The following is a 23,920-nucleotide window of genomic DNA, read 5'->3' as shown; positions in this document are numbered from 1 at the left end:
ATGAGTGTATCTGCGCATGCCAGAAAACAAGACCCTTCGCTTCCTGAGTGCTGGCAGGCCAGACTGGTTCTTTATCCTGAGCCAATGGGGCCTGGAAAAATAAAAGGTCTGCTGTGCTCTTTGGATGATAAACAGGCCTTTGGTGCACAGGCCATTCTTGATGTCTATTTCGAGCGCTGGGAAATTGAAAATAGCTATGGAGAAATAAAACACCAGATGCTTGAGGATAGTATTCTTTTGCGTAGTCAGACTGTGGATGGAGTCAATCAAGAGCTATGGGGTATATTGCTAGCCTACAATTTAATTCGAGTAGAGATAAGTCGAATAGCCAAAGAGGCTAAAGTCTCCCCGCTGAGAATTAGTTTTGTCATGGCTTTGCGGGATATACAGGATGAAATACTCTGGTGTGCCATCGCTTCGCCAGGTTCAATTCCAAAGAAATTAAGGGCAATGCGAGAACGAGTGAAACGTTATATTCTTCCAGAAAAAAGAAAACGGCCCAAAAGTAGGACCGTTCGAATTTCAAAAACTCGGTACACCATTAAGTCAAAGCATGCTTAACTGAATGGTGTTATCACTTTGTGAGGCTTTTTTGTGCTAAATGTATAGAAAATAATAACAACTTAAGCACCTCAACAATGATCAAAACATTTACCTTTTCGCTGCTTAGTGTATTAGCAATTTTTAACGCTAAAGCACAAGAACTAAAAACCATCGGTGAAATTCACAGTGCATATAAAAATAATTCTATTAATGCACAGCAACTCACCCAAAATTATATAGACCGAATTAATAAACTTAATCCACAATATAATGCAGTTATTAGTCTAGAGCCTACAGCACTTGCTCAAGCTAAAACGCTAGATGAACTTGCCACTAAAGGAACTTGGGCTGGACCATTACATGGAATACCTGTACTTCTTAAAGATAATATTGAGACTAAAGGCACACTTCCCACAACGGCTGGCTCTTTAGCACTTAAAAATAACGTTACTGATAATGATGCTTTTGTTGTTAAACAACTACGTAATGCAGGCGCTATAATTTTAGGCAAAGCTAATTTAAGTGAGTGGGCAAATTTTCGTTCATCCTATTCATCTTCAGGCTGGAGTGCCGTAGGCGGACAAACACATAATGCGCACGATGTAACACGTAATCCATGTGGTTCTAGTGCAGGTTCTGCTGTTGCGGTAGCACTTAACTTTGCGCCCATAGCATTAGGGACTGAAACAGACGGTTCAATTACGTGCCCTGCCTCAGTAAATGGAGTTTATGCAATAAAACCGAGTATGGGCCAAGTATCACGCTCAGGCGTTGTACCTCTTTCAAGTAGCCAAGATTCAGTAGGGCCGATGGCGCATTCACTTAAAGATGCGCTGCTGGTTTTATCTGTTTTGCAAGGTGAGGACTCCCTTGATGCAACAACTACAGGGTTTGAATTAAAAACAGGTAATCTAAAATCAAAATCATCACTTATTATAGGTGCGCTACCTAGCGATAAATTTACAATTGAAACGCAGCGCCTTTATGCCAAGCAGTTACAAGCATTAAAACAGGCTGGGCACACTATTATTAATGTAGATATTACTGACAACTTAGATACGCTATTTGTTGATGAATACTATATTTTACTTTACGACTTCAAAGCCGAAATTAATCACTACCTCGCAAGCACTCCAACACAAGTAGCTGTTAAAAGCCTAAAAGCACTTATTAATTTTAATATTCAAAATAAAAATACAGAAATGCCCCACTTTGAGCAAGATATCCTTGTTCAATCGCAGGCTATTGATTTAACTAACAAACAAAAATACCAAGAGACTAAAGAACGCTATCGTACTTTAGCAACGACAGCCATCGTTAATGTATATAAAAACAACAAGCTTGATATTGTTATAGCGCCTACAGTATCGCCCGCCTGGAAAACAGACTTAGTTAATGGTGATAATTTTAATGGCAGTAGTAGTTCGTTATCTGCTATTGCAGGCACAACGCACATAACACTACCGGTTGGAAAAGTAAGTGGTTTACCGGTTGGTTTATCCATAATAGCAAATAAAGAGGACGAGCAAGCGGCTTATTTATACGCAAATATTATTGATGAGGTGTTGTCACCAGGCACAAAAAAACCTGAGTAAACTCAGGTTTTTTTAAACTAAACGGCGTTAACTATGACTTTTTAAGTGACAGTTTTTCGCCTTTTAAGCTTTTGCGAACGCTTGAAATACGTGAACGATTTACTGCTCTCGCTTCACCGGTTGCTTGTCCTGATAACTTGTTAGAACGTGTACGGCGTAAATGCGCTGGTTTTTTACCAATTTTATCAATGAGTACTTCACGGTTACTTACTTCATAACCTTCTAAATATACACGTTTGATTTTTTGGCCGATTAGCGTTTCAATTTCAAACAAAGTGTTTTCTTCTTCGCGGCTTACAAATGAGATTGCTTGACCTTGACGACCAGCACGACCTGTACGGCCAATACGGTGAACGTAATCTTCTGCAAGCCATGGTAAATCAATGTTAATTACACGTGGTAAGCCATCAATATCGATACCGCGAGCAGCCACTTCTGTAGCTACTAATACGCGTACCTTGCCTTCTTTAAATTCACGTAAAGCACGACGACGGTTACCTTGAGATTTATCACCGTGGCAAACGCCTGCCGGAATACCATCAAGGTTAAGCTCTTTAACAAGCTCGTCAGCGGTTTCTTTCATGTTTACGAATACAAGCACTTGTTGCCAGTTTTTCTTACCAATCAATTCAGAAAGTAGCTCTTGCTTACGACGTTCTTCAACTGGGTAAACAACATGTTCAACTGTACTTGCTGTACTGTTAGTTTGATCAACACGTACTATTTCAGCTTGTTTCAATACTTTAGATGCAAATTGTTTAATTGCTGCAGGGAAAGTCGCTGAGAAAAGTAAAATCTGGCGCTCTTCTGCACAGCTTTTAATGACGTTTTGCATATCTTCGATAAAGCCCATATCAAGCATACGGTCAGCTTCATCAAGAACAAGGTGCTTAACACTTGCAAGGCTTAAGTTACCTAGGCGAATATGGTCAAATAAACGACCCGGTGTTGCAACAACAATATCAACGCCTTCTTTTAAAGCGTTTGCTTGGCCAGCAGTGCTCACACCACCAAATAAACTAACGACTTTAAGTGATGTATGCTTTGCAAAATCTCTAAAGTTATTAGCTATTTGTTCTGCAAGTTCACGCGTTGGTGCAAGTACTAATGCATGAGGTGCATTAGTTGTGCTGAGTTCAGACTCAACCAATTTTTGGATGATAGGTAAAGCAAACGCGGCAGTTTTGCCGGTACCAGTTTGTGCACTGGCTAAAACGTCTTTACCTTTACGAACAGCAGGAATTGCTGCGCGCTGAATGGGCGTAAGGGTGTGATAGTTAAGTTCGTCCAACGCCTGGATGATTTCAGGAGCGAAACTAAAAGATTTAAAATTCATGCTGTATAACCTACGGCCACATTATCAAGGGTCGCAAATTATACAGTAAAAACGAGCTAACAGTTAGTCATAACTTATCTTTTAACGTGTTTAATCTACTTTATAGCGTTTAAATATTAAAGAGGTGTTAATACCACCAAACGCAAAGTTATTACTCATCACATAATCGGTATTAATCTCACGCCCTTGATGCCTTATGTAATCAAGCTGAGCACATTCGTCATCAACGTTATCTAAATTAATTGTTGGTGCAAACCAGTTATCAGCCATCATATTAATGCTTGCCCATGCTTCTATTGCACCACAAGCACCTAATGTATGCCCCAAATAACTTTTTAACGAGCTAATAGGTTTGCTGCCCAATGCTCTAAACGTTGCGTGAGACTCGGCAATATCACCTTTATCTGTTGATGTACCATGCGCATTAACGTAACCAATTTTTTCTGATTCTAGATTGGCATCTTGTAGTGCCATTTCTATCGCTAGTTGCATTGTTTTTGATGTTGGTTGAGTAACGTGCTGCCCATCAGAATTACAACCAAAACCAACCACCTCAGCTAATATTGTTGCTCCGCGCGCTTTTGCATGTTCATATTCTTCTAAAATAAGTGTACCCGCGCCTTCGCCTATCACTAAGCCATCGCGATTTTTATCAAAAGGTCTTGGTGTTTTTTTTGGTGTTTGATTTTGTGTAGATGTAGCATAAAGCGTATCAAATACGGCGGNCCAGCCACCATTATTTTTTGTCGGCCAAACTTAATCGCTTCATAGGCGTAGCCTATTCCTTGAGATCCCGATGTACAAGCAGAGCTTGTTGTTATAACACGCCCTTTTAAACCAAAAAACACACCCACATTTACAGGGGCAGTATGCGCCATCATTTTAATGTAACTCGTTGCTGTTACACCTGACATCGACCCCGTTTCCATCATATTTGCAAAGGCGAGTAATGGCGCAGTAGAGCCAGTAGATGAGCCATATGCTATGCCCGTAGAGCCATCTGTTAGACTTTCGTGCTCGAGTAGTTTGGCTTGTTCAAGTGCGCACTCAGTAGCACGAGTTGACATAAGTGACACTCGCCCCATTGAACGGATTTGCTTACGTTTATAATGACTTGGTCGTTCAAAGTGTTTAACTGGCGCGGCTAAACGAGTATTGAGATCGTCGGCTATATCCCACTCTGGCATAGTAACAACAGCATTTTCGCCTTTAATTAAGGCTTGTTTAAATTCAGACCAATCATCGCCCAATGCAGTGACCACAGACATGCCTGTTACAACAACGCGTTTAATCAAACCATGCCACCATTAACCGAAATCACTTGGCGTGTTATGTAAGCTGCATCATCAGACATTAAAAAAGCGACTGTGCCTGCGACTTCTTTAACGCTCCCCATGCGCTTTAGGGGTATCATTTTCATCATTTCATCAATAGGTAATTCATCAGTCATCGCGGTTTCTATTAAACCAGGTGCCACACAATTAACTGTAATTTTGCGTTTTGCCAATTCTAATGCAAGTGCTTTAGTGGCCCCAATAATACCGGCTTTTGCTGCACTATAATTTACTTGCCCTCGGTTACCGGCAATACCCGATACCGATGACATTGTAATTATGCGCCCACCTTTACGGCTTTGTACCATAGGCATTACAGTTGGGTGTACTACATTATAAAACCCATCAAGGCCTGTACGTATTACACAATCCCAGTCTTCCCCTTGCATAGCAGGAAATGCCATATCGTTAGTAATACCTGCATTACACACCACGCCGTAATAAGCGCCATGCTGAGCTATATCTTCTATTATTTGTGTTTTGGCCTGCTCTCTGTCACATACATCAAATTGTAATAAACTGGTGGCTCTACCTAATGCATTAATTTCATCGCATGTTGCTTGAGCTTGCTCAACACCTGCTCTGCAATGTACTGCAATATCAAACCCTTGCTCAGCAAGTTTTAACGCAATAGCTTTACCAATGCCACGGCTTGAACCCGTAACTAAAATTCTTTTTGTCATTGATTTTCTCTTATAAATTCCAACGGGTTTTCAGGCTGAAATACATTAATTTTTGCTTGGCAAAGTAGAGTTTCACACGCGAGTATTTGGCATTCAAATACACTTAAACCTGACTCTTCTTGATATAGTTTTTTCACTTCAATAGTCAACTTACTGCCGTTTTTAAAACCCGGTTGATAAGTTTGATATTTTCGCGTGCCAATTAAAAAACCAATTTTTACAGGTTTATTTTCATCATTCGCCAACGCACCAGCATAAGCGGCAATAGACTGCGCCATGTACTCAACACCAATATAGCTAGGTACGCCATTAATCGCAGGACTAAAAAAAGGGCTTTGCTCAGTTATAGTAACTCCGCACTGAGCTTCATCTTCGCTGTATGTCAAAAGGCTATCTATTAAAATCATTGGCGCATCATGCGGGACTACTTGCTCTATAAGGTAATTAGTCAACGTTAACTCCCAATATTAAGCTGGCATTATTACCGCCAAACGCAAATGAATTAGATAAGCAGTATTTAAGAGCGGGCTTAAACGCTTGTTTTATTATTTTTATATCAGCCAAATCACTGCCTTCTTTAATCACGTTATATGGCAGCATATGTTGGCCGCTGTCTTTTAATAATAACCAACATATACCGGCTTCAATAGCGCCTGCAGCACCAAGGGTATGCCCTGTTAAATGCTTACTAGAGCTAAGCGGGGTATTGTTGCCAAACACGCGATTAATTGCAAGTGCTTCCATTTCGTCATTTTTTACAGTAGCCGTACCGTGAGCGTTAATATAATCAATATCACCACAGGATAACTTTGAACTTTTTAGTGCTTTTTCCATTGAGGCTTGGGCGCCCACCCCATTAGGATCGGGGGCTGACATATGATGCGCATCTGAACTTTCGCCACAGCCTAGTAACATAACGCCGTTATTTGTTATTGGCATATTTTTAGTCATTACAAATAAAGCGGCCCCTTCACCAATATTTATGCCGTCTCTGGTGCTAGAAAAAGGCTGGCATAAACCCAAGCTTAATGAAGCGAGCGAATCAAAGCCATTAATTGTTAATTGGCACAAACTATCCGCACCACCACAAATTACCACATCGGCTAAATCAGCATTTAGCAAAGCTCGGGCGCTAATTAACGCTTTGCTACTCGACGTGCACGCAGTAGAAATACTGTAACAAGGCCCTAGAGCCCCTATTTTATGTGCAATGTAATGAGCGGGTGTAGCTAACTCTTGATCACTGTAACTAAAGTCATCAGGCCAGAGTTTTGTACTTTCATAGCTTTTACGCGCTCTTTCACCATCATGAATACCTGATGTACTAGTACCCATTACAATTGCGATACGCGACTTATCAATATGCGAAAGTTTATCTAAGGTTGGCTTAATCTGCTCTAAAGCTAGATCAATAAATGTATTGATACGTTTATTATTTGATAAAGCAATAGACTGAACTTGCCCAACATAAAGCGGAGTTTGCTCAGCACTTAAACTTGTATTTAAAGTTAATAAAGGAGTTGCAGGTTTATATTTATTTAAGCTTGTTGTGGTTGCATCTTGGCCTATGCCCATCGCGCTCACAATGCCTAAATCATTCAGCCAATATGTCACTGTTCTACCTTTTTAAATGTTATTTGATACTGATGTAAAATATTGTTCAACGTTGTCGACTCACCACTATAGTCAATGGTGATAAATGTACCCTCATCGTTAAATACTTCCCGATTAGAGCCAACCTGCTCTATTAAAGCACCCTCTAACTGCTTTTGTAAAAATGCTACTGGCCAATGTACTAATGCAATATCCGCCAAGATATAATGAGGGTCTATCCCTTCTACCGCCAGCATATTTCGTGTTTTTACCGGGCCATTTAAAGGTTTTTCAAGCTCCATAATTGGAAAGCCTTGTACTGTCATTAACAATAACTTAATTGCACCTTTGTCATTTATAGCTAATTGGGCAAATACAGTATGTGTTTTTTGCTGATTTGTAATATACAAAACATGCTGCCAAGACCTATCAAACATTTGTGCTGGCACGCTATTAATATTTAATTGAATATTAGGTGATAGATACACTCTATTCTTAGATGCTGTAAAACTCGTACAGGCGCTCAATACAGCAAATATGAATACACTACACACCGCATACTTAATTAATTTTGACATAACTGAGCCAAGACATTTAAACGGCGTTCACTTTGTGCAACAAATGGGTTATTTGTATCCCATGCGTAGCCCGCTAAAATAGCACTAATCATTTCTCGTACCTGAGTATTTTGCTCAGAGTAAAATATTACATCCTGAAAACGCGTATCGTACCATCCTGTTACAAAGGTTCTAAAACAATCAACTCCAGCTTGTAATGGCTGTGCGTAGTGAGTGTCAAAATCGACGACTTCGTTTTTTAAATAGCAATCAACAAGTGGAGCAACTAAATTTGCAGATTTAAGTGCAATTGTTACACCTGATGAAAATACCGGATCTAAAAATTCCCCCGCATTACCTAATAAAGCAAAGTGCTTACCATATAACTTACTCACATTTGCCGAGTAGCCTTTAATATTTTTTGCTGGAGTTAATAACTCTCGTTGTGCTAACAGTGTTTTTAAATAAGGATCTTGCTCTATAAATTGATTTAGTAAATCGCTAGATTCGTCGTCATTAAAACGCTCTGACTGCGCCACCACCCCAATACTCGCAGTACCATCACTAAAGGGAATAAGCCAATACCACACATCAGAATATTGAGGGTGCACGGTAATCAAAATTTTATTACGATCGAAGCTTGAATCACTAATATTGTCTTTAAAATGACTAAAATAAGCGCTGCGAACAGGAAAGCTAGAGGGAAGTTCTAAATCTAACAATTTTGGTAATACACGCCCAAAGCCACTTGCGTCCAATACAAATCGGGCATTAACGCGGTAAGCTTGTTGCTGCTCATTGTGTACCACTAATGATGCACCATTTGGCTCATCACAGTAGTCAACCACGGTGTGCTTATATCTGATCTCTACGCCTTGTCCTTGTGCTTTGTCTGCTAATAATTTGTCAAAGTCAGCTCTTTTCACTTGATACGTAGTGCCTGGGCCTTTAGTAAATTTTTCGGTAAAGTTTATAGTCGTATTTTGCCCTGCCCGATGAAAAGCAGCGCCATCTTTAAACTGAAAACCTAAAGTCGCTGCATTGTTATGCAGTATATCGATTAAGCCCGCCTCTTCTAAGAACGCCATACATTGCGGCAGTAAGCTTTCACCAATTGAAAAACGTGGAAACGCCTGCTGTTCAAGTACCAGCACCCGCCATCCCTTTTGTACTAAAAGGCTACTAGCCAATGCACCCGAAGGCCCAGCGCCAATAACAACAACATCGTACTGCTCAAGGTTATTCAAATTATTGTTCCTTTTGAGGCTTTAAAACACTCAGCGGTGATAAAAAGTAAATAGCTAAAATCCCTACCATTACACTCAGCCCAAAGCTAAAAATAGCCGGTGTATCAGATGCACTCAACATCCCAAATACCCACATTGATGACGCAGCCGATAAGCTAATCGCTAACACATTTTTGGGCTCTAACTTATTTATTTGATAAAAAACGAGGTAATCAATTGCTAATGCAATAACAAGTAACGCACCGAGTAAATTAAATAACGACAAGCTACCTTGAATCGCATTACATACCCAAAGCATGCTCAACACCACAACAGATAAAATGGTCACCTGCAGCAGCGCTATCTTAATCGTAAATCGCCAACTAAAAAGCAGCCAACTAATAAAACCCGCAAGCACTAGGCTTAATAGTAAATATTCACGGTAATCACTTAATAAAGCACTAATTTGTTTAGGTTTATTATAAAGGTAAATTCCATTGTTTTTTTCAACCTCATTAATTAGTTGATCAGCTGAAATACCCGAAATAGACACCCATGTTATCGATTGTTCTGACTCAATAACCATTTGAGAAAGCAGTAATGGTTTAAATGTACTCGTGGCGAGTGTTTCATAAGTTAATAACGGTGCCTTTGTACTTGCTAACGCTTGCCCCGTAACGCGCTCTGCAATATCCAAAGTCCCTTCGTTTTTAGCCTGTTCAAACAAGGCTTGGTTATCCCTCTGTTTTTGTAAACTAGGCAACCAATGGCTAATGCTATTATGTTTAAAATTAGGGTTTAGTTGCGTTAAGCGTTTTAAAAATTGTTCTTGTTTTTGTAAAAGCGCTTCGTCGCTATCTGCAAACATAAAAACAATTTGGCTATCCCATTGCCCAAGTAATAACAAATGCTTTTTTTCGTTTAGCATTAGATGCTCGGGGCTCGCGTTTAATAGCTTTACATCATCATTAAAGCTAATAGGTTTTATTAAAAATAACGCACTTATAAGGGCTAATAACGTAATTAGTATTGGCTTTTTTAAACTATTGCAGTGTAAAAAAACCTGAATGAGCTTTTGACTCATCAATAAACTCGAAGGCGATAACGTGAGTGTAGATTGCCACAATGGCAAAACTAAAACTGTAAATAGCCAAGCACTCACCAAACCCGCAATAACAAACACACCGACTTGAGATAATAACGTTAGTGGCGCACCTAGTAAGCAGAGATAACCCAGCGTAGTAGTAATAAGAGATAGTAAAAGCGCAGATTGTGTCCCTCTGCTGTAGCCTTTTTCATGCTCTTTTTTGGCTAAGTCTGTCATACCATGAAATGCATAATCAATGGCAATACCAATCAAGGTAACTGCAAAAACAAGCGTTAATAAATGAATAGTATTAAACAGCAACACCATAGCGATAGCGCCGCCAATAAGTGCACTTAGTACGGTAAAGCTTGCCAATAAAATACTGTTTAAACGCCTAAATACCCAAAATACCATAACAATAAGGGCTAATAAGCTAATGCCACCAAACAGGCTCATCTCGTATTTAGCTTGTTTAGCATTTTCAGCCGTATGAAGTAGCACACCAGAGTAAGTAATGCTTAAATCAGGGTAGGTTTTATTAAGGATATTGATCTGTTTAATTATTGTATCTGCTAAATCAATTGATTTATTAACCCCTAAATATTCAGGCGCTAAATTTGCCAAAATAACACGGTATTCAATGCCTTTTAAACGTCGAGTTAAACGACCTTGTTCAAGCGTAAACAATTGGCTTTGTCTTAAGTTATCTTCTATAAATGCCGCTAAGCTCAAACTTGTATCTTTGCTTAAGGTAGCACTTACAAATGGGTTGCCTAACTGATTTAATTGCTCAAGGTAATAATGTTCAAACGTTGTTTTTTCGCTTAATATTTGCTTGTAAGTATCACTTAATAACGCATGTTTGAAAGGTGAGAATGTTTGCGCTAAATCGTTAACGGACGGAAAGTTAAATGTGCTTTTAATTGCATTAACGTCAAGCCATTTTTGGAAATCATCAAATGCTTTATTTTTATTATTTCCTGCAAATGAGAACATAATACGGTTAGCATTTTGCTGAAAAAAGACATCTTCCGCATGTGCAATTTGGGAGTGCGACTTTGGCAATAAGCTAAACATATCGGCGCTAAACGTTGGTTTAGAAAACCAAAAAGCAGCAGCAAAAAGTAAAATTAAACTGCTAAACCACCCAACAATAACGGTAATTCGTTTTGTCACTGCACTATTCCCTTAATTAACCACTGCATTATTTAAAAACATAATTTTATTTGGGATAAGTAAACTCAATTTTTGTTTTATTTCCTGAGTGCTCATTTAGTACAATACTGCTCACTTGCTTAGCAGCTTCACATAAAATAAAATCACTAAATAATTGCTGTAACATCGTTTCTTTTGGTGTTAACTGTGTGCAGCTACCTTGCATTTTAGCAATATCAAAACGAGTTTCCAGCGCACTCATATCTACGCTGAGTAAGTCACTCAGTAATCCTACAAATTGCTCGCTACCGGGTTGTGGTATTAACTCACCATTGGCATTTTGTGCAAGCACTTTGCCGTTTTCTATTATGAGCATACTCTCAACAGGCATTTTCACTTGCCAAATTAGCTTTTCATCAATTAACGAAAAAACACCCGACGAAATAAAAGGCTTAGCAAATCCATTAAATTGCTTGTATTGCTTAAACTCACCTTTAATAGCTGCTGCATTTACTACAGTGCAAAACAGTAAAAAGCTAATAGCTATGCTCAATGTAAAACATTTTAAAAAATTCATTTAATCGCCTATAAAATAAAAATTTAATTCAAAACCGCTTTTAACTTATTAAATAAAATAGCGGGTGATTCAAATTGCATTTCTTTAGAGCTAACCTCAACCGCAACTTGCGTGGTTGAGGCTTTAGTAAGGCGCTTATTAGTTAGCGAGTCAGTGATTACGTAATCAATCCGTAGTCGGTTCTCGTATTCTTTTAAATAAGCCGCTACTTTAATTTTTTGAGTAAATACTGCTGAGGCAACATACTTTATTTGCATATCAACAATTGGCCACGCGTAGCCCGATTCATGCATTTGCGGGTAATCATAATCAAATAAACGCAGTAACTCGCAGCGCGCTACTTCTAAATAACGTGGGTAATTACCATGCCATACAACATTCATTGGGTCGCAGTCATGAAATGGAATTTCAATTTCTACCACATGCGTTAATAATGCACCTTTACTATTCATACAACGCCCAACGTTTAGTTTGAATATACCCTATTGTTTGCCTTAGCACGGCTTCCATTGGTCTATCCTCAGTGAGGTTTTCAAAGTAATCAGTTATATCGGTATACATGTTTTGCATATCTTGCGTTAAAGTCGAAAACTCAAGATCGCCTTGTTTTATACGCAATCTAACACCTTGAATACTTGCTAATAACGTACTTGCTAATACTTGTTCTGTTAGCTGTAAAATACGTAAACAATCGCGAGACGCAATAGTCCCCATACTCACTTTATCTTGATTATGGCACTCTGTAGAGCGAGAAAAAACACTGGCCGGCATGGTTAGCTTTAATGCTTCAGCAGTGTAAGCACTACAGCCAATTTGAACAGCCTTAAAGCCATGATTAATATAACGGCGCTCTGGTGCACTATCAGACAAGTTTGAAGGTAGCCCATTGTTGTACTTAGTATCAACCAAAGACGCGATTTGTCTGTCGGCTAAATCAGCAAGATTTGCAACGGCTGTTTTCATGCTATCCATTGCCATTGCAATGTGGCCTCCGTAAAAATGCCCGCCGTGCAATACATGCTCACCTTGGCCGTCAATTATTGGGTTATCGTTTGCTGAGTTAAGCTCGTTTTCTATCATGTGCCTAAAAAACGGCAGACTGTCTTGCAGCACACCAATAACATGCGGTGCACAACGGATTGAATACCTATCTTGAAGTCTGTCTGCATTACGAGGGTGATCGTGATGGTTTAAATCTTCTCTTATCCAACGAGCAATTTGTTGCTGCCCAGGATGTGGCTTAACTGAAAATAATATCTCATCAAAATGATGGCTATTTCCTTTAAGCGCTAAGCTTGATAATGCAGTAATACGGCTTGCCAGTTTAGCTAAGTAATTAGCCCTATCAAACGCTAAACACGCTAATGCAGTCATTACCGCTGTGCCATTCATAACCGCAAGACCTTCTTTTGGCCTTAGTGTTAGTGGCTCTAAGCCAACTTCTTTCATAACTTCAGCACTGTTACGTACTTGGTCTTTGTAAAACACATCACGCTCGCCTACCATCGCACCTGCAACGTAAGATAACGGTGTTAAATCGCCACTGGCACCTACTGACCCTTCTTGTGGGATCACAGGCACTATATCGTTATTTAAGTAATCTTTAAGTAGGTGCAGCATTTCCCAGCTAATACCAGAGTAGCCCAGTGAAAGTGATGTTAAACGGGTCGCTAAAATTGCACGCCCTTGCACTTTATTAAATACATCCCCGAGTCCACAGCCATGAAAACGAGTTAAATGCAGAGGTAGTTCATCAACTAAATCAAGGGGTACAGCCACCGTTACAGAATCACCGTAACCAGTTGTAACGCCGTAAATTACGCCATCTTCTTTTAAAAGTGTGTCTAAAAAACGCAAAGCGCTATTAATTTTAACGCTAAAGGTTTCACAGCTATTTAATTGCACTTGTGTTTCATTAAAGGCAACTCGAACAATATCTTCAATTGATAATCGCTGATTGCCAAAAAGCTGTATATTTTGTTCAGTCACACTTGTTCTCCATTGATTGATCGCGCACTACCTGCTGATCACTTTTCCAAAAATCGTAAAAATTAAACCACTGATAAGGATATAAAGCTGCGTAATAACTCAAACGCTGTGCATAGTCAGTAATAATAAGTGTTAGCGCCTGCTGTCGCTCTCGTCGAGGCATTTTTAATGATTGGCTGTAATGTTCAAATATCACTTGATACTTTTTGCTTTTTTTATCTTTTAAACAAAACAAAAAGTAAACAGGGCAATCAAGCAGCGCGGCTAATATAAAAGGCCCCTGTGAAAATGGGGCATTTTTGCCTAAAAATGGTGCCTGTACCGACCGAGAAGCCGTTGTTGTGCTTGTTCTGTCGCCAACAATAACGATTATTTCTCCCTGCTCTACTTTTTCTTTTAGTAAAATAGCTAAGTCAGGCCCCATATCAGTCACTTGTATTAAATTAACCGACACATCTGGGTTAATCTTTTTAAGCATTTTATTAAATTCAACAGCGTGATGGGTAAACACCAGTACATTTATTTTTTTACTGCTGCGGTGCTGGCTAAGTGCCCTGCACACCTCTAAATTACCCAAGTGGGAACCTATAAAAATAGCCCCTTGATTTTGCTCATCTAGCTCAGCAAATAAATGCTCATTCGTGTATTTAATATCACGTTGAGTTATTCGCCCAAGCCAAGCATCAATTTTATCTAATGCGCTATCTGCAAAACTGCAAAAGTGCGTTAATTGCATTTTAAACGTAACAGGTTGTTTGCAGCCTTGGTAAACATTAACTTGCTCTAAAAACACTTTAGATGCTACACGCGCTACTTTTCCTGTTAAAAAAAGATAAAAAACCACAGGAAACAAAACAATCCACAGCCCTTTTCTACCCAGTAATTTATGAGCAAATAACAGTATTTGAATACCTAAGAAATTACCGCGCTCTTGCATTTTAGACCAGTGTTTAGCCGCCATAACGCCTCTTTAATTTATACCAAATTAACACAGGAGAGCGAATCAACATTCCAAAAAACAAGCGGGTGTGTAACCACGAAATACGCACGTTATCGTGTAATGGCTGAAAATGAGAAAGCCCATTTTCGGGGTAAATTACTTGGCTAGGTAAAAATACAAAAGGCACATTGCGCCAATATAAACGCACTAAAATTTCGGGGTCAAAATCCATGCGTTTTCCAAGCGATACCTCATCAATTAGCTTTGTACTTTGCTCAAGCGGATACACTCTAAAGCCACACATTGAATCTACAATTGTAAAGCTTAACGTTTCAATCCATACCCAAACATGCGTTAAATAACGTGCTAAATAACGGTGTTTAGGCACTGAATCGTCATATATTGGGCAACAGCTGATAAGCGCTTTAGGCTGAGCGTTTGAAAGCGCTATTAGTTTTTTAATATCAGATAAGTCATGCTGCCCATCTGCATCAATCTGTATCGCATGCGAAAAACCTAGCTTATGTGCCTGCTTTAAGCCTGTTTGTACCGCGCCGCCTTTGCCTTGATTATCGTCGTGGGCAACTACACTCAACTGCGCGTGTTTTGCATCAAGCTTACTGAACACATTTTTAGCTTCGGCGTTGCTTGCGTCATCAACCATAATAATAGGAAGATTAAATGACGATAATTGGCTCAGTACATCATCAATAACCGTAACGTGATTATAATTTGGGATAACAATACAAAAGTTATTCATTTATCAGGCTATCAAAAACAACACGGCCAGATGCATGCTGTCCTTTGTTTGAATTATACGAAAAGGTATATTTATTCTCTGCTTTTTGCTCAAGCAATAATTCGATTGTTATACCTGGGGTAATCACTACCTGAAATTTTAATACTTCAACATTTTTAACAGGTTGCTGAACATTATAATATTTACAAATTGCAGCCACAGCCCAGTCTAATTGCACAACACCTGCGAGTATTGGGCCATCCGTAAAATGTCCTTTGAAATAATCTAAATCATGAGGAACTAGTAAGCTTAATTTATACTTTTGCTCTGCTTTTTCACAAGACAGTAAATCAGGCTGTGTTTTAGTCAACTTTTGCAAAAAGACTCTCCAATGCTTTTAAATTTAACTTTGCCTGTGAGTTGTATGGTAATTGCTCTACAAAACGCCACTTTTTAGGGATACAAATTCGCTCAAAGCGCGCTAATGCATGCGCTTTTAATAAATTATTTGTAGCTAACTTACCGTCACCATTAAAAAACATCTGCCCTTTATGCGTAAGCACAACAATAGCGCCTACAATTAATCGCTCACCAGGCAAGGCGATTACTTTAGCTTCACTTACCCACTCACTAGTACACAAATGTTGTTCTAGCTCATCTAAACTTAATCGCTTTTCTTCTAATTTTATAATTCGGTCGAATCGGCCTAATAGTCTAAATTGACCATTTTTAAGTACTTCGCCTCTATCATCTAAAGGGTAATTTTTGTCGCGAACGAGCGGTGAGTTTAAAATTAAACGCTGATCATCCAAAGCCCGTACTTTAATACCCGAAAATGGCTGCCAAAGGCTAACCTTTTCAAGTGAAGTAACTTGTCGATATGCAATACCACCGGTTTCGGTACTACCAAAAACTTGTGTAACTGGTTTATTTAATTGCGTAAACAACGATACAGCATCTTCGTTTAATAGCGGTCCGCCTGATGAAAAAATCCATTGTAAATGAGACTTATCATCCACTAAAACATTATCAATACATAACCGTTTTAACTGCGCTGGGCTTGAAACAAACACTACTTTTTTAAATAACTTGAGCTTTGTAGCTATATGTTCTGGGTAATGCAATAGCTCTGTATTTACAATCTTTCCTGCATGTAATGGCCACAATAATCTAAACAATAAGCCGTATATATGCTGATGCGAAACACTCGCTATAAAAATAGTATTATCAATCAGTGCGTAGCTATTAATTAATGTACTTAATTCTTTATTTATTACCTGCCACGTTTTTACAATTGGCTTTGCTTTACCCGACGAGCCCGACGTGTAAAAAACAATTGTGCCTTCTTGAGGCCATTTAATTGTTTCAATAGACACAAAGTGAGGTTGATTGACTAAGGTTCCTATATCTAAAAAATCAGCCTCTAAATCGGCTACTAATTCAGACTCACCAATAAAAAAAGGTGTTTGTTTAAGCAAGGAGTTTAACGTTGCAGGTTGCCCATTAGGCGGCAAAATCACTGTGTTTCCGTGTAGTGCCAAAGCAAATAAGTACACGGCAAATTTGTAAGTGTCTGTGGTGTATAAAACAACTGATGATTTAGCGTTTAACGTTGATAGTTTAGCTAAAACTTCGTTTATATCACTAACAAACTGACGCTCCGAAATATCATTATCAGTATGATTAAAGCACGTTCTTATCGCATTACTTTGAAAAGCATTAAACACCGGCGTTCCTTTTTACTTTTTGTCTGACTAGCCATTCTATGGCAAACAATGTGCCCATAGCTAAGTAAGCAATAAAACCATTATAAAAAGCCCATGTTTCTAGGCTACTAAAAATACTGGTGTATAGGGCAATACCACCGTTAAATACAAAAAAAACACACCACACTAGCGTTACTTTTTTTGTATAAATTACACCGTTTTCATCAAGTGAGGGCTCAGTGATACGCGCAAAGGTTTCAATAATAGAAGGCCCTTTATACAAAGAATACGCAAACACAATTAACATAACTAAATTAATGATTACGGGGTACAAGCGCAGCCCTAAGTCGCTATCCATTACCTTGGAAATCACAATAGTAATGGCTGCTAAAAATGTAGCTGGCTTTAACCACGGCATTTTATCAAACAAGGCTCTGCTTAACCAAAGTCTAACCCCGAGTATAAATAGCAGTAATACTGTAATAAACTGACTATTAAAACGCGTAAGGCCTACGTACACAATAAGAGGGTAGCAAGCCAAACAAATCATAATTAACGTTGTTAAAACTGCTTTTAACATAGTATTAGTTAACTAACTTTTCTATTTCGGTAACTATGTCTTGTACTGTGCGCACGAGCTTAAAGGCATCTGGCTCAATTTTTTTACCTGTGATTTCTCTTAATTTCACAACTAAGTCAACTGCATCAATACTGTCTAAATCAAGATCTTGGTACAGGTTAGCCTCTAAGCTAATATCTTCTGGGTCTATTTCAAATTCGTTCTCTAAAATGCCGTGTAATACATCATAAATTTCAGCAGCGGTTTTCATCTTTCTTCCTACTTTTATATATTAAGAACGTGCTTGTTCAATAAATTTTGCTAAAGAATTAACTGAGGCAAAGTGCGCTTTAGTTTGCTCAGAGTTTGCATCTATTTTCACATCAAATTGTTTTTTTATCGCAAGGCCAAGCTCTAATGCATCTATGCTGTCTAGCCCTAGGCCATCTACAAATAAAGCGTCATCATCTTGAATGTCAGCAGTGGTCATGTCTTCAAGATCAAGGCTTGAGATAATCAGTTGTTTTATTTGTTCTTTTAATTCGCTCATATATTTTTTAGCTCTTGTGTAAAGTAATGTTGTAAATCTTTAGTCAATTGGCGTGATTGCATCGCTGGCATATCGTTGTCGTACGTTGCACAATTAAACTGCTGGCTTGCGAGCCTCATTGTAAAATGCGCCTGATATGGCGCGACCTTATACCAAGGTGTACCTTTGGTTAAAGTGTTTGGTTTCATTTTAATTAAAAAAGTAGTAATGGGCGCATGACATCTAATTGCAATATTTGCAGCGCCCCGTTTAAACTTTAATGTTTTGTGAGGCTCTGTCCGTGTACCTTCAGGAAATACAATTAAGTTATTACCTTTTTGCAAACTGCGCTCACACTCTCGTAATAGCTCCTGTGGATCGTCATTACTTATGTAGCCGGTGCTTTTAATAACGCCGCGCATAAAAGGATTTTTAAATAAATGCGCCTTTACTACGCAATCAGCATTTTTTACTACCGAAATTAAAACAACAACATCAATCAAAGAAGGATGGTTTGCCAATAGTAGCTGCCCTTTTAAGCCTTCAATTTTTGCTTTATCTTCAACATGAAATCTAATAACGCCCGTTAAATGCATTAAACCAACAAATAACTTAAAGCTGTAATGTACTGTTTTTCGAGCCTTGATTTTTTGCTTAACTGAGTCACTTTGAAATACGCGCTGAGCAGGAAAAATAATAAAAGCTAATACTAAACCACCAATCCCAAAAACTGAGAAGCAAAATGCAGTAGCAATAATCCGCCAAACCAATCCACATAACCTTTGCGCATTTTTAAGCATGGTATGTAAGCTGCCAATCGTGCTCAAGCGTGTTATGAACAAGTAATGTATTGCTGCGCTCATGCAAAGCTTTAGCGCATTGAATACTCATTGGTAAGTCGCTTTCGCCCACGCCCGAGTTAAATACTTTGTTTAAACTAAAATGCGGTTCGCCTTTTTGCGGCGCTCTTATTATTAAACCAATAGAGTGTGCTATTTGCTGTTCATCGGCATACTGAGCGTAAATATCGGGGAGAGTCTCATCCGTATGAACTATTAACATGTGTTGCTGATCGTTATCAGCAAGTCTAACAAAGCCATCTACTAGTGCATAAATAAAGCTTTCGGCTCCTGCAGCAATAGCATTTGTAGCACTTGTATTACCCTGTATTATCCCAAAAAGTCCCGATGCGGCATTATGCACACTTAACCCAAAACCAGTGGGCGACAGTGGCTGATCATTAACTACATCAACAAGTAAGTTGGACGTTTTGTGAAAATCGCCGTGGCGAGAAGAAAAAACACTCGGTAAATTAACGTAGTTACCTTGAGTACTTACTTGATGAGCACTAAAGAGTGCCATTTTGATAAAGGAAGTCATTCGGCGTCGCTGCATAGCAGGTACCCAACTAAGATTTAATACAGAGGAATCAAACCAATTACTCTCTTTTATTTGTCGCTGTTCGGGCTTTATCCATATAGCGAGTTCTTCAACAACAAATTTCACAGCTCTGCATCTTTTATAAGATATAAGGGAGGGAATTTTACCGATTTTAGCAATAGAAGTAAATAATCATTAACAAAAGGCACTGAACTAACGAGTTGTTCAGTGCCTGCTCATATTATTATGAAAGTAGAGCTATATCATTCTGCTTTAAACACTTAGCTGTACCGCCAACAACATCGTTATTATTTAACTCATTAATTAACACTTCGCCTTGAGCTTGCTGCTCATCACTAAGCGGTAAGTACGGTAATCTAAATACGGGGTTTACTGCACCTGTCATCATCATGGCGGTATTAATAGCAATCGGATTTGGCTCGCAGAACAACCAGTTCATTAATGGTTGTAATGAGGTATTTAACTCATCATTTTTAGTATCCATTAACTGACGGAACAAACCAGGAATAAGGTTAGATGTAACCGAAATAACACCGTGCGCTTTATGTGTGTGGCGCGCATCATGGCTTTCGTCATCGTTACCCGACCAACATGCAATACCTTGCTGCTCATAATGGGCTATGCGTTCATTGCCGCCACACTCTTTAACACCAATAAAATGCTCGTGCTGTGCCAGTGGCTCAATAATATCAGGTGTTAGGTCTTGACCTGTGCGCCCTGCTACGTTGTAAATAAAGGCAGGTCCAATATCTAACACACGCTTAAAGTGCTCTTTAACACCCGCAATTGACGTACGCCCGTAGTACGGGTTAATTTGCAGTGCTGCATCCATACCGCTGGCAAAGCCATACTTAGTTGCTTTAATAGCTTCACGGGTGTTGTTACTACCGGTATTACCAACAATAACCAGTTTGTCGCCATACTTGTTTGCACTGTGCGCTATAAGCATTAAATGCTCTTCCCAGTTCATTAACTGGCCTTCGCCTGTTGTGCCACCGACTACAATGCCATCAACGCCCGCTGCAATTTGTATTTCTACGAGTTCATCGTACTTTGCGAGATCTATTTCACCGTTTGCTAAGTATGGCGTTTTAATAGCTGTAATAAGGCTTGCTTGTTTAATTTTCTCTAGGGTGCGCATAAAAAATCATTATTTGTAAAACTTGCGCTATTTGTAACATAATTGCGGGTACTTTTGGAGGTGTAAGCCTACATTTAATTATAAAATCTCTTGTATTATTAAGTTTGGTAATACAAAATGAATAACTGTATATATAAACAGTATTTTATTTTTAACGATACCAGAGGCTTTATGCGTTTATCTGACTACTTAGCAACTCATTTTTATAACACCGATGAACTGTGCCAAGCATTAAATATAGATGCAGATACACTTTTAGCTTGGCAAGAGCGAAGTGTTTTCCCAAAACCAAGTTACTGTATTAAAAGCCAACTTAGCTGCAGCTCATATTCAGGCTTGTATGAATGCGAAGAGTATGACGACTATTACCCGCGCGGCTGTGTTAATTGGGGGCTGGGTCTTTTAAAACAAAAAATAGAATCATCAAGCCACGCTTTTAATTATTTTGCACAGCAATATACTGCAAGCCTAACTAAGCTCGCTCAGCAAGGATTTGCGTTTAGCGAAGAGCTATTTGGCTGTGAAATAGACGAGCACTTACAGCAAATTTGGCAACAGTTTTTATGCAGTAAGTACGGTGTACTTACTCAGAATGGTTTAATAGACGAAATAGTCTCGGTAGATATTGGCAGACTATTAGTTGACGACATTACAGAACTGCGCAGTAAAGCGAGTTTAAACCAAGAAGAAAGAGCACAACTACACCCCGCCATGAAGCTTTTAAACAAAGCGTTAGGGCATGGCGCCGATCATGAAAAACAACACACTTTGCGCACCCGTTACATAGATGCGCTTATTTTAAAATATGATTTATCTATTAAGTAACGCTAAATTTACTTTGATAAAAACGTAGTGCTAACAGACCCTAAGTCTTCGTAACTAACCGTGGTTAACTGATCTGTATTAAGCTCAACAACACCACAATAAGAGCCTGTTATAAACACTTGCCCAGTTTTTAAATTAGTTCCCTTTGCTGATAAGTAATTAACCGCCCAATAAAGTGGAAGCTGCGCAAGTTCTGCAGGATGCACACCTGCCAAGTTTAACTCCAGCTCAGTTTGCTTAACGTTGATATTTACAGTACTTGCGTTATACGCTTTGGCTTTATCTATTTGCGGGCCTAAATACACGCCTTGATTAGATAGGCCATCGGCCAGCTTTTCAATGTGAGTGCTTGGAGTGTCTTCATCAAACCTTTTTTGAATAAGCTCAAGTGCTAAATGGGCGCTGGCAAATGCAGTATCTACGTCTTCATTTGTATAGGTTTTATTACTTGGTAAATCGCTTTGCAAAATAAATGCAATTTCTGGTTCAATAAGCGCTTTATTGTTTGTTGTATACAGTGGGCAATTTTCAGCTTGTTTTATAGGTGCATGTAAAAGAGGCGCTAATATAATTGAGCCATCATCTAAAGGCAGCATACACTTCCAGCCATATACGGTTTGATCATTTAAATAAATCATCAACTTTTGTACTTCTATCGCATCGTCAGTCGAGTCTAGTACTAACTCTTTAGGAAGGTTTGAACGTGCTGGGTTTTCTTCTCTTTGTGCTAATAAGTGAGTAGCAATTAGTTTTAGCTGTATTGAGTTGTTCACATAAATCTCTTTAAAATACGTTACTGGTTAAGCAGTAAATAGGAAGGGTTACATTATTAATGTATTAGCTTAGGCATTGGAACATCATGTTAAATGCCTATAATTAAAATTGTATTTAAAACAAAGCGTGGTAATTATTTAAGTATCAATAGATTTAAGCGAACGTAAAAACAGCCCTAAGCCGCCAAACGCTAAAATTATAATAACAATCAAATCAAACGACGTCATAGTTCGCATACTAAATCGAACACTCGATATAACGCCAAATATGAGTGCGGTTAACGAGCCAAGAGATAGCACCCAGCCTAAAATATTTTTAGAATTATAAAAAATCAGACCTACACCAAAAATAAACGGGATCATAACCATGCCGCCTGTAACGCCAAAGCCACCTAAAGCATTAACACTATAAATGCGAGAACTTAGTCCAAAATTAGAGGTCACCGAAATTGCGTTTAGCAGCATATAAAAGCCACCGCACATCATAATTAGACCAATAAAAAAATGCCCTATACCACCAGAGCTTCCACCAGCACCTTTCATTATTAATTATTCCTTTTATATTTTTAGCTTAATTGTTTTAAATGATAATTGCTCGACTATTAACATTGACCGCAGCTTACATAATCAATCTGCGCACCCGCGAAAACACTTATCGCGTAATTACATGCCAAATAACATAAAACCAAGATAAAAAACCGTGCAAAATAGCCCATAACACAGACTCATTAGCACTCCATGAAATAGCAATTGCTAAGGCCGTACCGAAGGATACTCCGTATTTTACTATCTCATTTCTTGAGTTTCTCATTAATTACATTCCTAATTTTTAACTTATTAACTTATTAACTTATTAACTTATTAACTGCTTGATTTACTTACTACAACCGAAAGCTCTTTACCATCAATGTTGATACTTGCTTCTTTGCCTAGTTCAACAACTAAAGAGGGAGCCATGTGCTTTCCACCTAGCTTCAGCTCAGTTGCTAAACTAACAGTAGAATCATCAATTGGCGTTACTATAAGAGCAAAACTATACGAATTATTAACTGAAACTGATGCCTCTTCATTTGAGTTTACAACTAAAGTAGGTGAGCCAATTAGGTTTTTATTATCATAAAATTTGGCGTTCACTACAAAACTATCATTTGCTTGTGCAAATGAAACAAAGCCTAACAACGCTATAATGGCGATTAATTTTTTCATTATTATTTCCATATAAATTGCTACAGCTTAAAGCTATTAAGGTTTTTTGGCTGTGAGTTTCAGCTAGTGATTGATGTTATATCGATCACTATACTTTTCATGACTAAGGCATTTAACAGTGCCCATGAGTGTTTCTATATTTACACCAGAGTACTTTAATGTAAACAACAAATTAAATGTGTTCTTTATTTGGGTGGGTTGTGATAGCAAAACGACTCTTAATAAAGTTATGAACCTCTTTTGATTTCGACGCACTGTGCATTAACAAAAAAGAGTCCTAATAGGTAATGCCGTTCACTTAAGGTGAACGGCTTTTTTATTTCTAGCGTACCGCTGCGGTCTTGGCTTGACTGAGCGAGGAAAACTTCGCTCCCTTCGAGGTTCTAGAATGAGGCTTTCTGCCATCGTATAAAAGTATTTTAACTG

The 23,920-nt window shown here is 38.6% G+C and carries 26 protein-coding genes and 1 pseudogene; 3 read left to right on the top strand and 24 right to left on the bottom strand.

All coding sequences use genetic code 11. The annotated features are described in order from the left end of the window. Together L655_RS0120730 and L655_RS0120725 are read left to right on the top strand one after the other, a co-directional pair. Window positions 1-561: transposase (locus tag L655_RS0120730; RefSeq protein WP_024604693.1), on the top strand; the 561-nt coding region annotated here is incomplete at its 5' end. 77 nt (window positions 562-638) lie between these two features. Beyond that, the gene (locus L655_RS0120725) at window positions 639-2,138 is read left to right on the top strand and encodes an amidase family protein (RefSeq protein ID WP_024606157.1); all 1,500 of its coding nucleotides are present in this window, start codon (window positions 639-641) and stop codon (window positions 2,136-2,138) included. Window positions 2,139-2,169: 31 nt separating this feature from the next. On the opposite strand, the gene L655_RS0120720 is transcribed toward L655_RS0120725, so the two are convergent. The 21 genes and pseudogenes from L655_RS0120720 to dapA all read right to left on the bottom strand — a co-directional run bounded on the left by L655_RS0120720 (window position 2,170) and on the right by dapA (window position 20,690). Then, window positions 2,170-3,474: a DEAD/DEAH box helicase gene (locus tag L655_RS0120720; protein WP_002958629.1), complete on the bottom strand. Its 1,305-nt coding sequence runs from the start codon at window positions 3,472-3,474 to the stop codon at window positions 2,170-2,172. A gap of 90 nt (window positions 3,475-3,564) precedes the next feature. Then, window positions 3,565-4,766, bottom strand: a pseudogene (locus tag L655_RS01000000125975) (beta-ketoacyl-ACP synthase). Further along, window positions 4,766-5,491: a 3-oxoacyl-ACP reductase FabG gene (gene fabG, locus L655_RS0120710; protein ID WP_024606156.1), complete on the bottom strand. Its 726-nt coding sequence runs from the start codon at window positions 5,489-5,491 to the stop codon at window positions 4,766-4,768. Before fabG ends, L655_RS01000000125975 begins: the two are co-directional and overlap by 1 nt. After that, the gene (locus L655_RS0120705; RefSeq protein WP_024606155.1) at window positions 5,488-5,943 is read right to left on the bottom strand and encodes a hotdog family protein; all 456 of its coding nucleotides are present in this window, start codon (window positions 5,941-5,943) and stop codon (window positions 5,488-5,490) included. The genes fabG and L655_RS0120705 overlap by 4 nt, the downstream gene beginning before the upstream one ends. Further along, on the bottom strand, window positions 5,936-7,105 hold the full coding sequence (locus tag L655_RS0120700) for a beta-ketoacyl-ACP synthase (RefSeq protein ID WP_024606154.1): 1,170 nt from the start codon (window positions 7,103-7,105) through the stop codon (window positions 5,936-5,938). The genes L655_RS0120705 and L655_RS0120700 overlap by 8 nt, the downstream gene beginning before the upstream one ends. Beyond that, entirely contained in the window at window positions 7,102-7,662 is a 561-nt protein-coding gene (locus L655_RS0120695) for a DUF3261 domain-containing protein (RefSeq protein WP_024606153.1), read from the bottom strand. The genes L655_RS0120700 and L655_RS0120695 overlap by 4 nt, the downstream gene beginning before the upstream one ends. Then, window positions 7,650-8,888: an NAD(P)/FAD-dependent oxidoreductase gene (locus tag L655_RS0120690; RefSeq protein ID WP_024606152.1), complete on the bottom strand. Its 1,239-nt coding sequence runs from the start codon at window positions 8,886-8,888 to the stop codon at window positions 7,650-7,652. The genes L655_RS0120695 and L655_RS0120690 overlap by 13 nt, the downstream gene beginning before the upstream one ends. Before the next feature lies 1 nt (window position 8,889). After that, window positions 8,890-11,130 carry a transporter gene (locus L655_RS0120685; protein WP_024606151.1) on the bottom strand — a complete coding sequence of 747 codons (2,241 nt, stop codon included), beginning with the start codon at window positions 11,128-11,130 and terminating at the stop codon, window positions 8,890-8,892. 46 nt (window positions 11,131-11,176) lie between these two features. After that, entirely contained in the window at window positions 11,177-11,686 is a 510-nt protein-coding gene (locus tag L655_RS0120680; protein ID WP_024606150.1) for an outer membrane lipoprotein carrier protein LolA, read from the bottom strand. 23 nt (window positions 11,687-11,709) lie between these two features. After that, on the bottom strand, window positions 11,710-12,138 hold the full coding sequence (locus L655_RS0120675) for an acyl-CoA thioesterase (protein WP_007580812.1): 429 nt from the start codon (window positions 12,136-12,138) through the stop codon (window positions 11,710-11,712). Further along, window positions 12,131-13,675, bottom strand: a complete 1,545-nt coding sequence (locus L655_RS0120670) for an aromatic amino acid ammonia-lyase (protein ID WP_024606149.1) — start codon at window positions 13,673-13,675, stop codon at window positions 12,131-12,133. The genes L655_RS0120675 and L655_RS0120670 overlap by 8 nt, the downstream gene beginning before the upstream one ends. Then, complete coding sequence (locus L655_RS0120665; protein ID WP_024606148.1) at window positions 13,668-14,636, bottom strand: acyltransferase; 969 nt, start codon at window positions 14,634-14,636, stop codon at window positions 13,668-13,670. Before L655_RS0120665 ends, L655_RS0120670 begins: the two co-directional genes overlap by 8 nt. Further along, window positions 14,626-15,375 carry a glycosyltransferase family 2 protein gene (locus L655_RS0120660; protein ID WP_024606147.1) on the bottom strand — a complete coding sequence of 250 codons (750 nt, stop codon included), beginning with the start codon at window positions 15,373-15,375 and terminating at the stop codon, window positions 14,626-14,628. The genes L655_RS0120665 and L655_RS0120660 overlap by 11 nt, the downstream gene beginning before the upstream one ends. Next, on the bottom strand, window positions 15,368-15,733 hold the full coding sequence (locus L655_RS0120655) for a thioester dehydrase (RefSeq protein ID WP_024606158.1): 366 nt from the start codon (window positions 15,731-15,733) through the stop codon (window positions 15,368-15,370). Before L655_RS0120655 ends, L655_RS0120660 begins: the two co-directional genes overlap by 8 nt. Further along, window positions 15,717-17,081: an AMP-binding protein gene (locus L655_RS0120650; protein ID WP_024606146.1), complete on the bottom strand. Its 1,365-nt coding sequence runs from the start codon at window positions 17,079-17,081 to the stop codon at window positions 15,717-15,719. Before L655_RS0120650 ends, L655_RS0120655 begins: the two co-directional genes overlap by 17 nt. Continuing rightward, entirely contained in the window at window positions 17,074-17,640 is a 567-nt protein-coding gene (locus tag L655_RS0120645) for a hypothetical protein (RefSeq protein ID WP_024606145.1), read from the bottom strand. The genes L655_RS0120650 and L655_RS0120645 overlap by 8 nt, the downstream gene beginning before the upstream one ends. A gap of 4 nt (window positions 17,641-17,644) precedes the next feature. After that, window positions 17,645-17,890, bottom strand: a complete 246-nt coding sequence (locus tag L655_RS0120640; RefSeq protein ID WP_002958648.1) for an acyl carrier protein — start codon at window positions 17,888-17,890, stop codon at window positions 17,645-17,647. Window positions 17,891-17,911: 21 nt separating this feature from the next. Continuing rightward, window positions 17,912-18,169 (bottom strand): phosphopantetheine-binding protein, encoded by a 258-nt coding sequence (locus tag L655_RS0120635; protein ID WP_002958649.1) that lies wholly within the window; start codon window positions 18,167-18,169, stop codon window positions 17,912-17,914. Beyond that, window positions 18,166-18,948, bottom strand: coding sequence for a lysophospholipid acyltransferase family protein (locus L655_RS0120630; RefSeq protein ID WP_024599908.1), 783 nt, complete (start codon window positions 18,946-18,948; stop codon window positions 18,166-18,168). The genes L655_RS0120635 and L655_RS0120630 overlap by 4 nt, the downstream gene beginning before the upstream one ends. Beyond that, window positions 18,941-19,654 carry a beta-ketoacyl synthase chain length factor gene (locus L655_RS0120625; RefSeq protein WP_171972323.1) on the bottom strand — a complete coding sequence of 238 codons (714 nt, stop codon included), beginning with the start codon at window positions 19,652-19,654 and terminating at the stop codon, window positions 18,941-18,943. Before L655_RS0120625 ends, L655_RS0120630 begins: the two co-directional genes overlap by 8 nt. A gap of 118 nt (window positions 19,655-19,772) precedes the next feature. Then, a complete protein-coding gene (gene dapA, locus L655_RS0120620; RefSeq protein WP_024599906.1) occupies window positions 19,773-20,690 on the bottom strand; it encodes a 4-hydroxy-tetrahydrodipicolinate synthase in 918 nt (305 codons plus the stop codon). A 171-nt stretch (window positions 20,691-20,861) separates the two neighbouring features. On the opposite strand from dapA, the gene L655_RS0120615 reads away from it, so the two are divergent. Further along, a complete protein-coding gene (locus L655_RS0120615) occupies window positions 20,862-21,515 on the top strand; it encodes a DUF6058 family natural product biosynthesis protein (RefSeq protein WP_024606143.1) in 654 nt (217 codons plus the stop codon). Between the two features lie 8 nt (window positions 21,516-21,523). On the opposite strand, the gene L655_RS0120610 is transcribed toward L655_RS0120615, so the two are convergent. The 3 genes from L655_RS0120610 to L655_RS0120600 form a co-directional block, all read right to left on the bottom strand. Next, window positions 21,524-22,288, bottom strand: coding sequence for a 2-keto-4-pentenoate hydratase (locus L655_RS0120610; RefSeq protein ID WP_024606142.1), 765 nt, complete (start codon window positions 22,286-22,288; stop codon window positions 21,524-21,526). A 138-nt stretch (window positions 22,289-22,426) separates the two neighbouring features. Beyond that, a complete protein-coding gene (locus tag L655_RS0120605; RefSeq protein WP_002958658.1) occupies window positions 22,427-22,831 on the bottom strand; it encodes a hypothetical protein in 405 nt (134 codons plus the stop codon). A 318-nt stretch (window positions 22,832-23,149) separates the two neighbouring features. Then, a complete protein-coding gene (locus L655_RS0120600) occupies window positions 23,150-23,494 on the bottom strand; it encodes a hypothetical protein (protein WP_024606141.1) in 345 nt (114 codons plus the stop codon). Between the last annotated feature and the right edge of the window lie 426 nt (window positions 23,495-23,920).

It is taken from the genome of Pseudoalteromonas sp. TAE79, assembly GCF_000498015.1.
Taxonomy (GTDB): Bacteria; Pseudomonadota; Gammaproteobacteria; order Enterobacterales; family Alteromonadaceae; genus Pseudoalteromonas.
The sequence above is the reverse complement of the archived record's forward strand: the minus strand, read 5'-3'. Positions and strand labels throughout refer to the sequence as shown.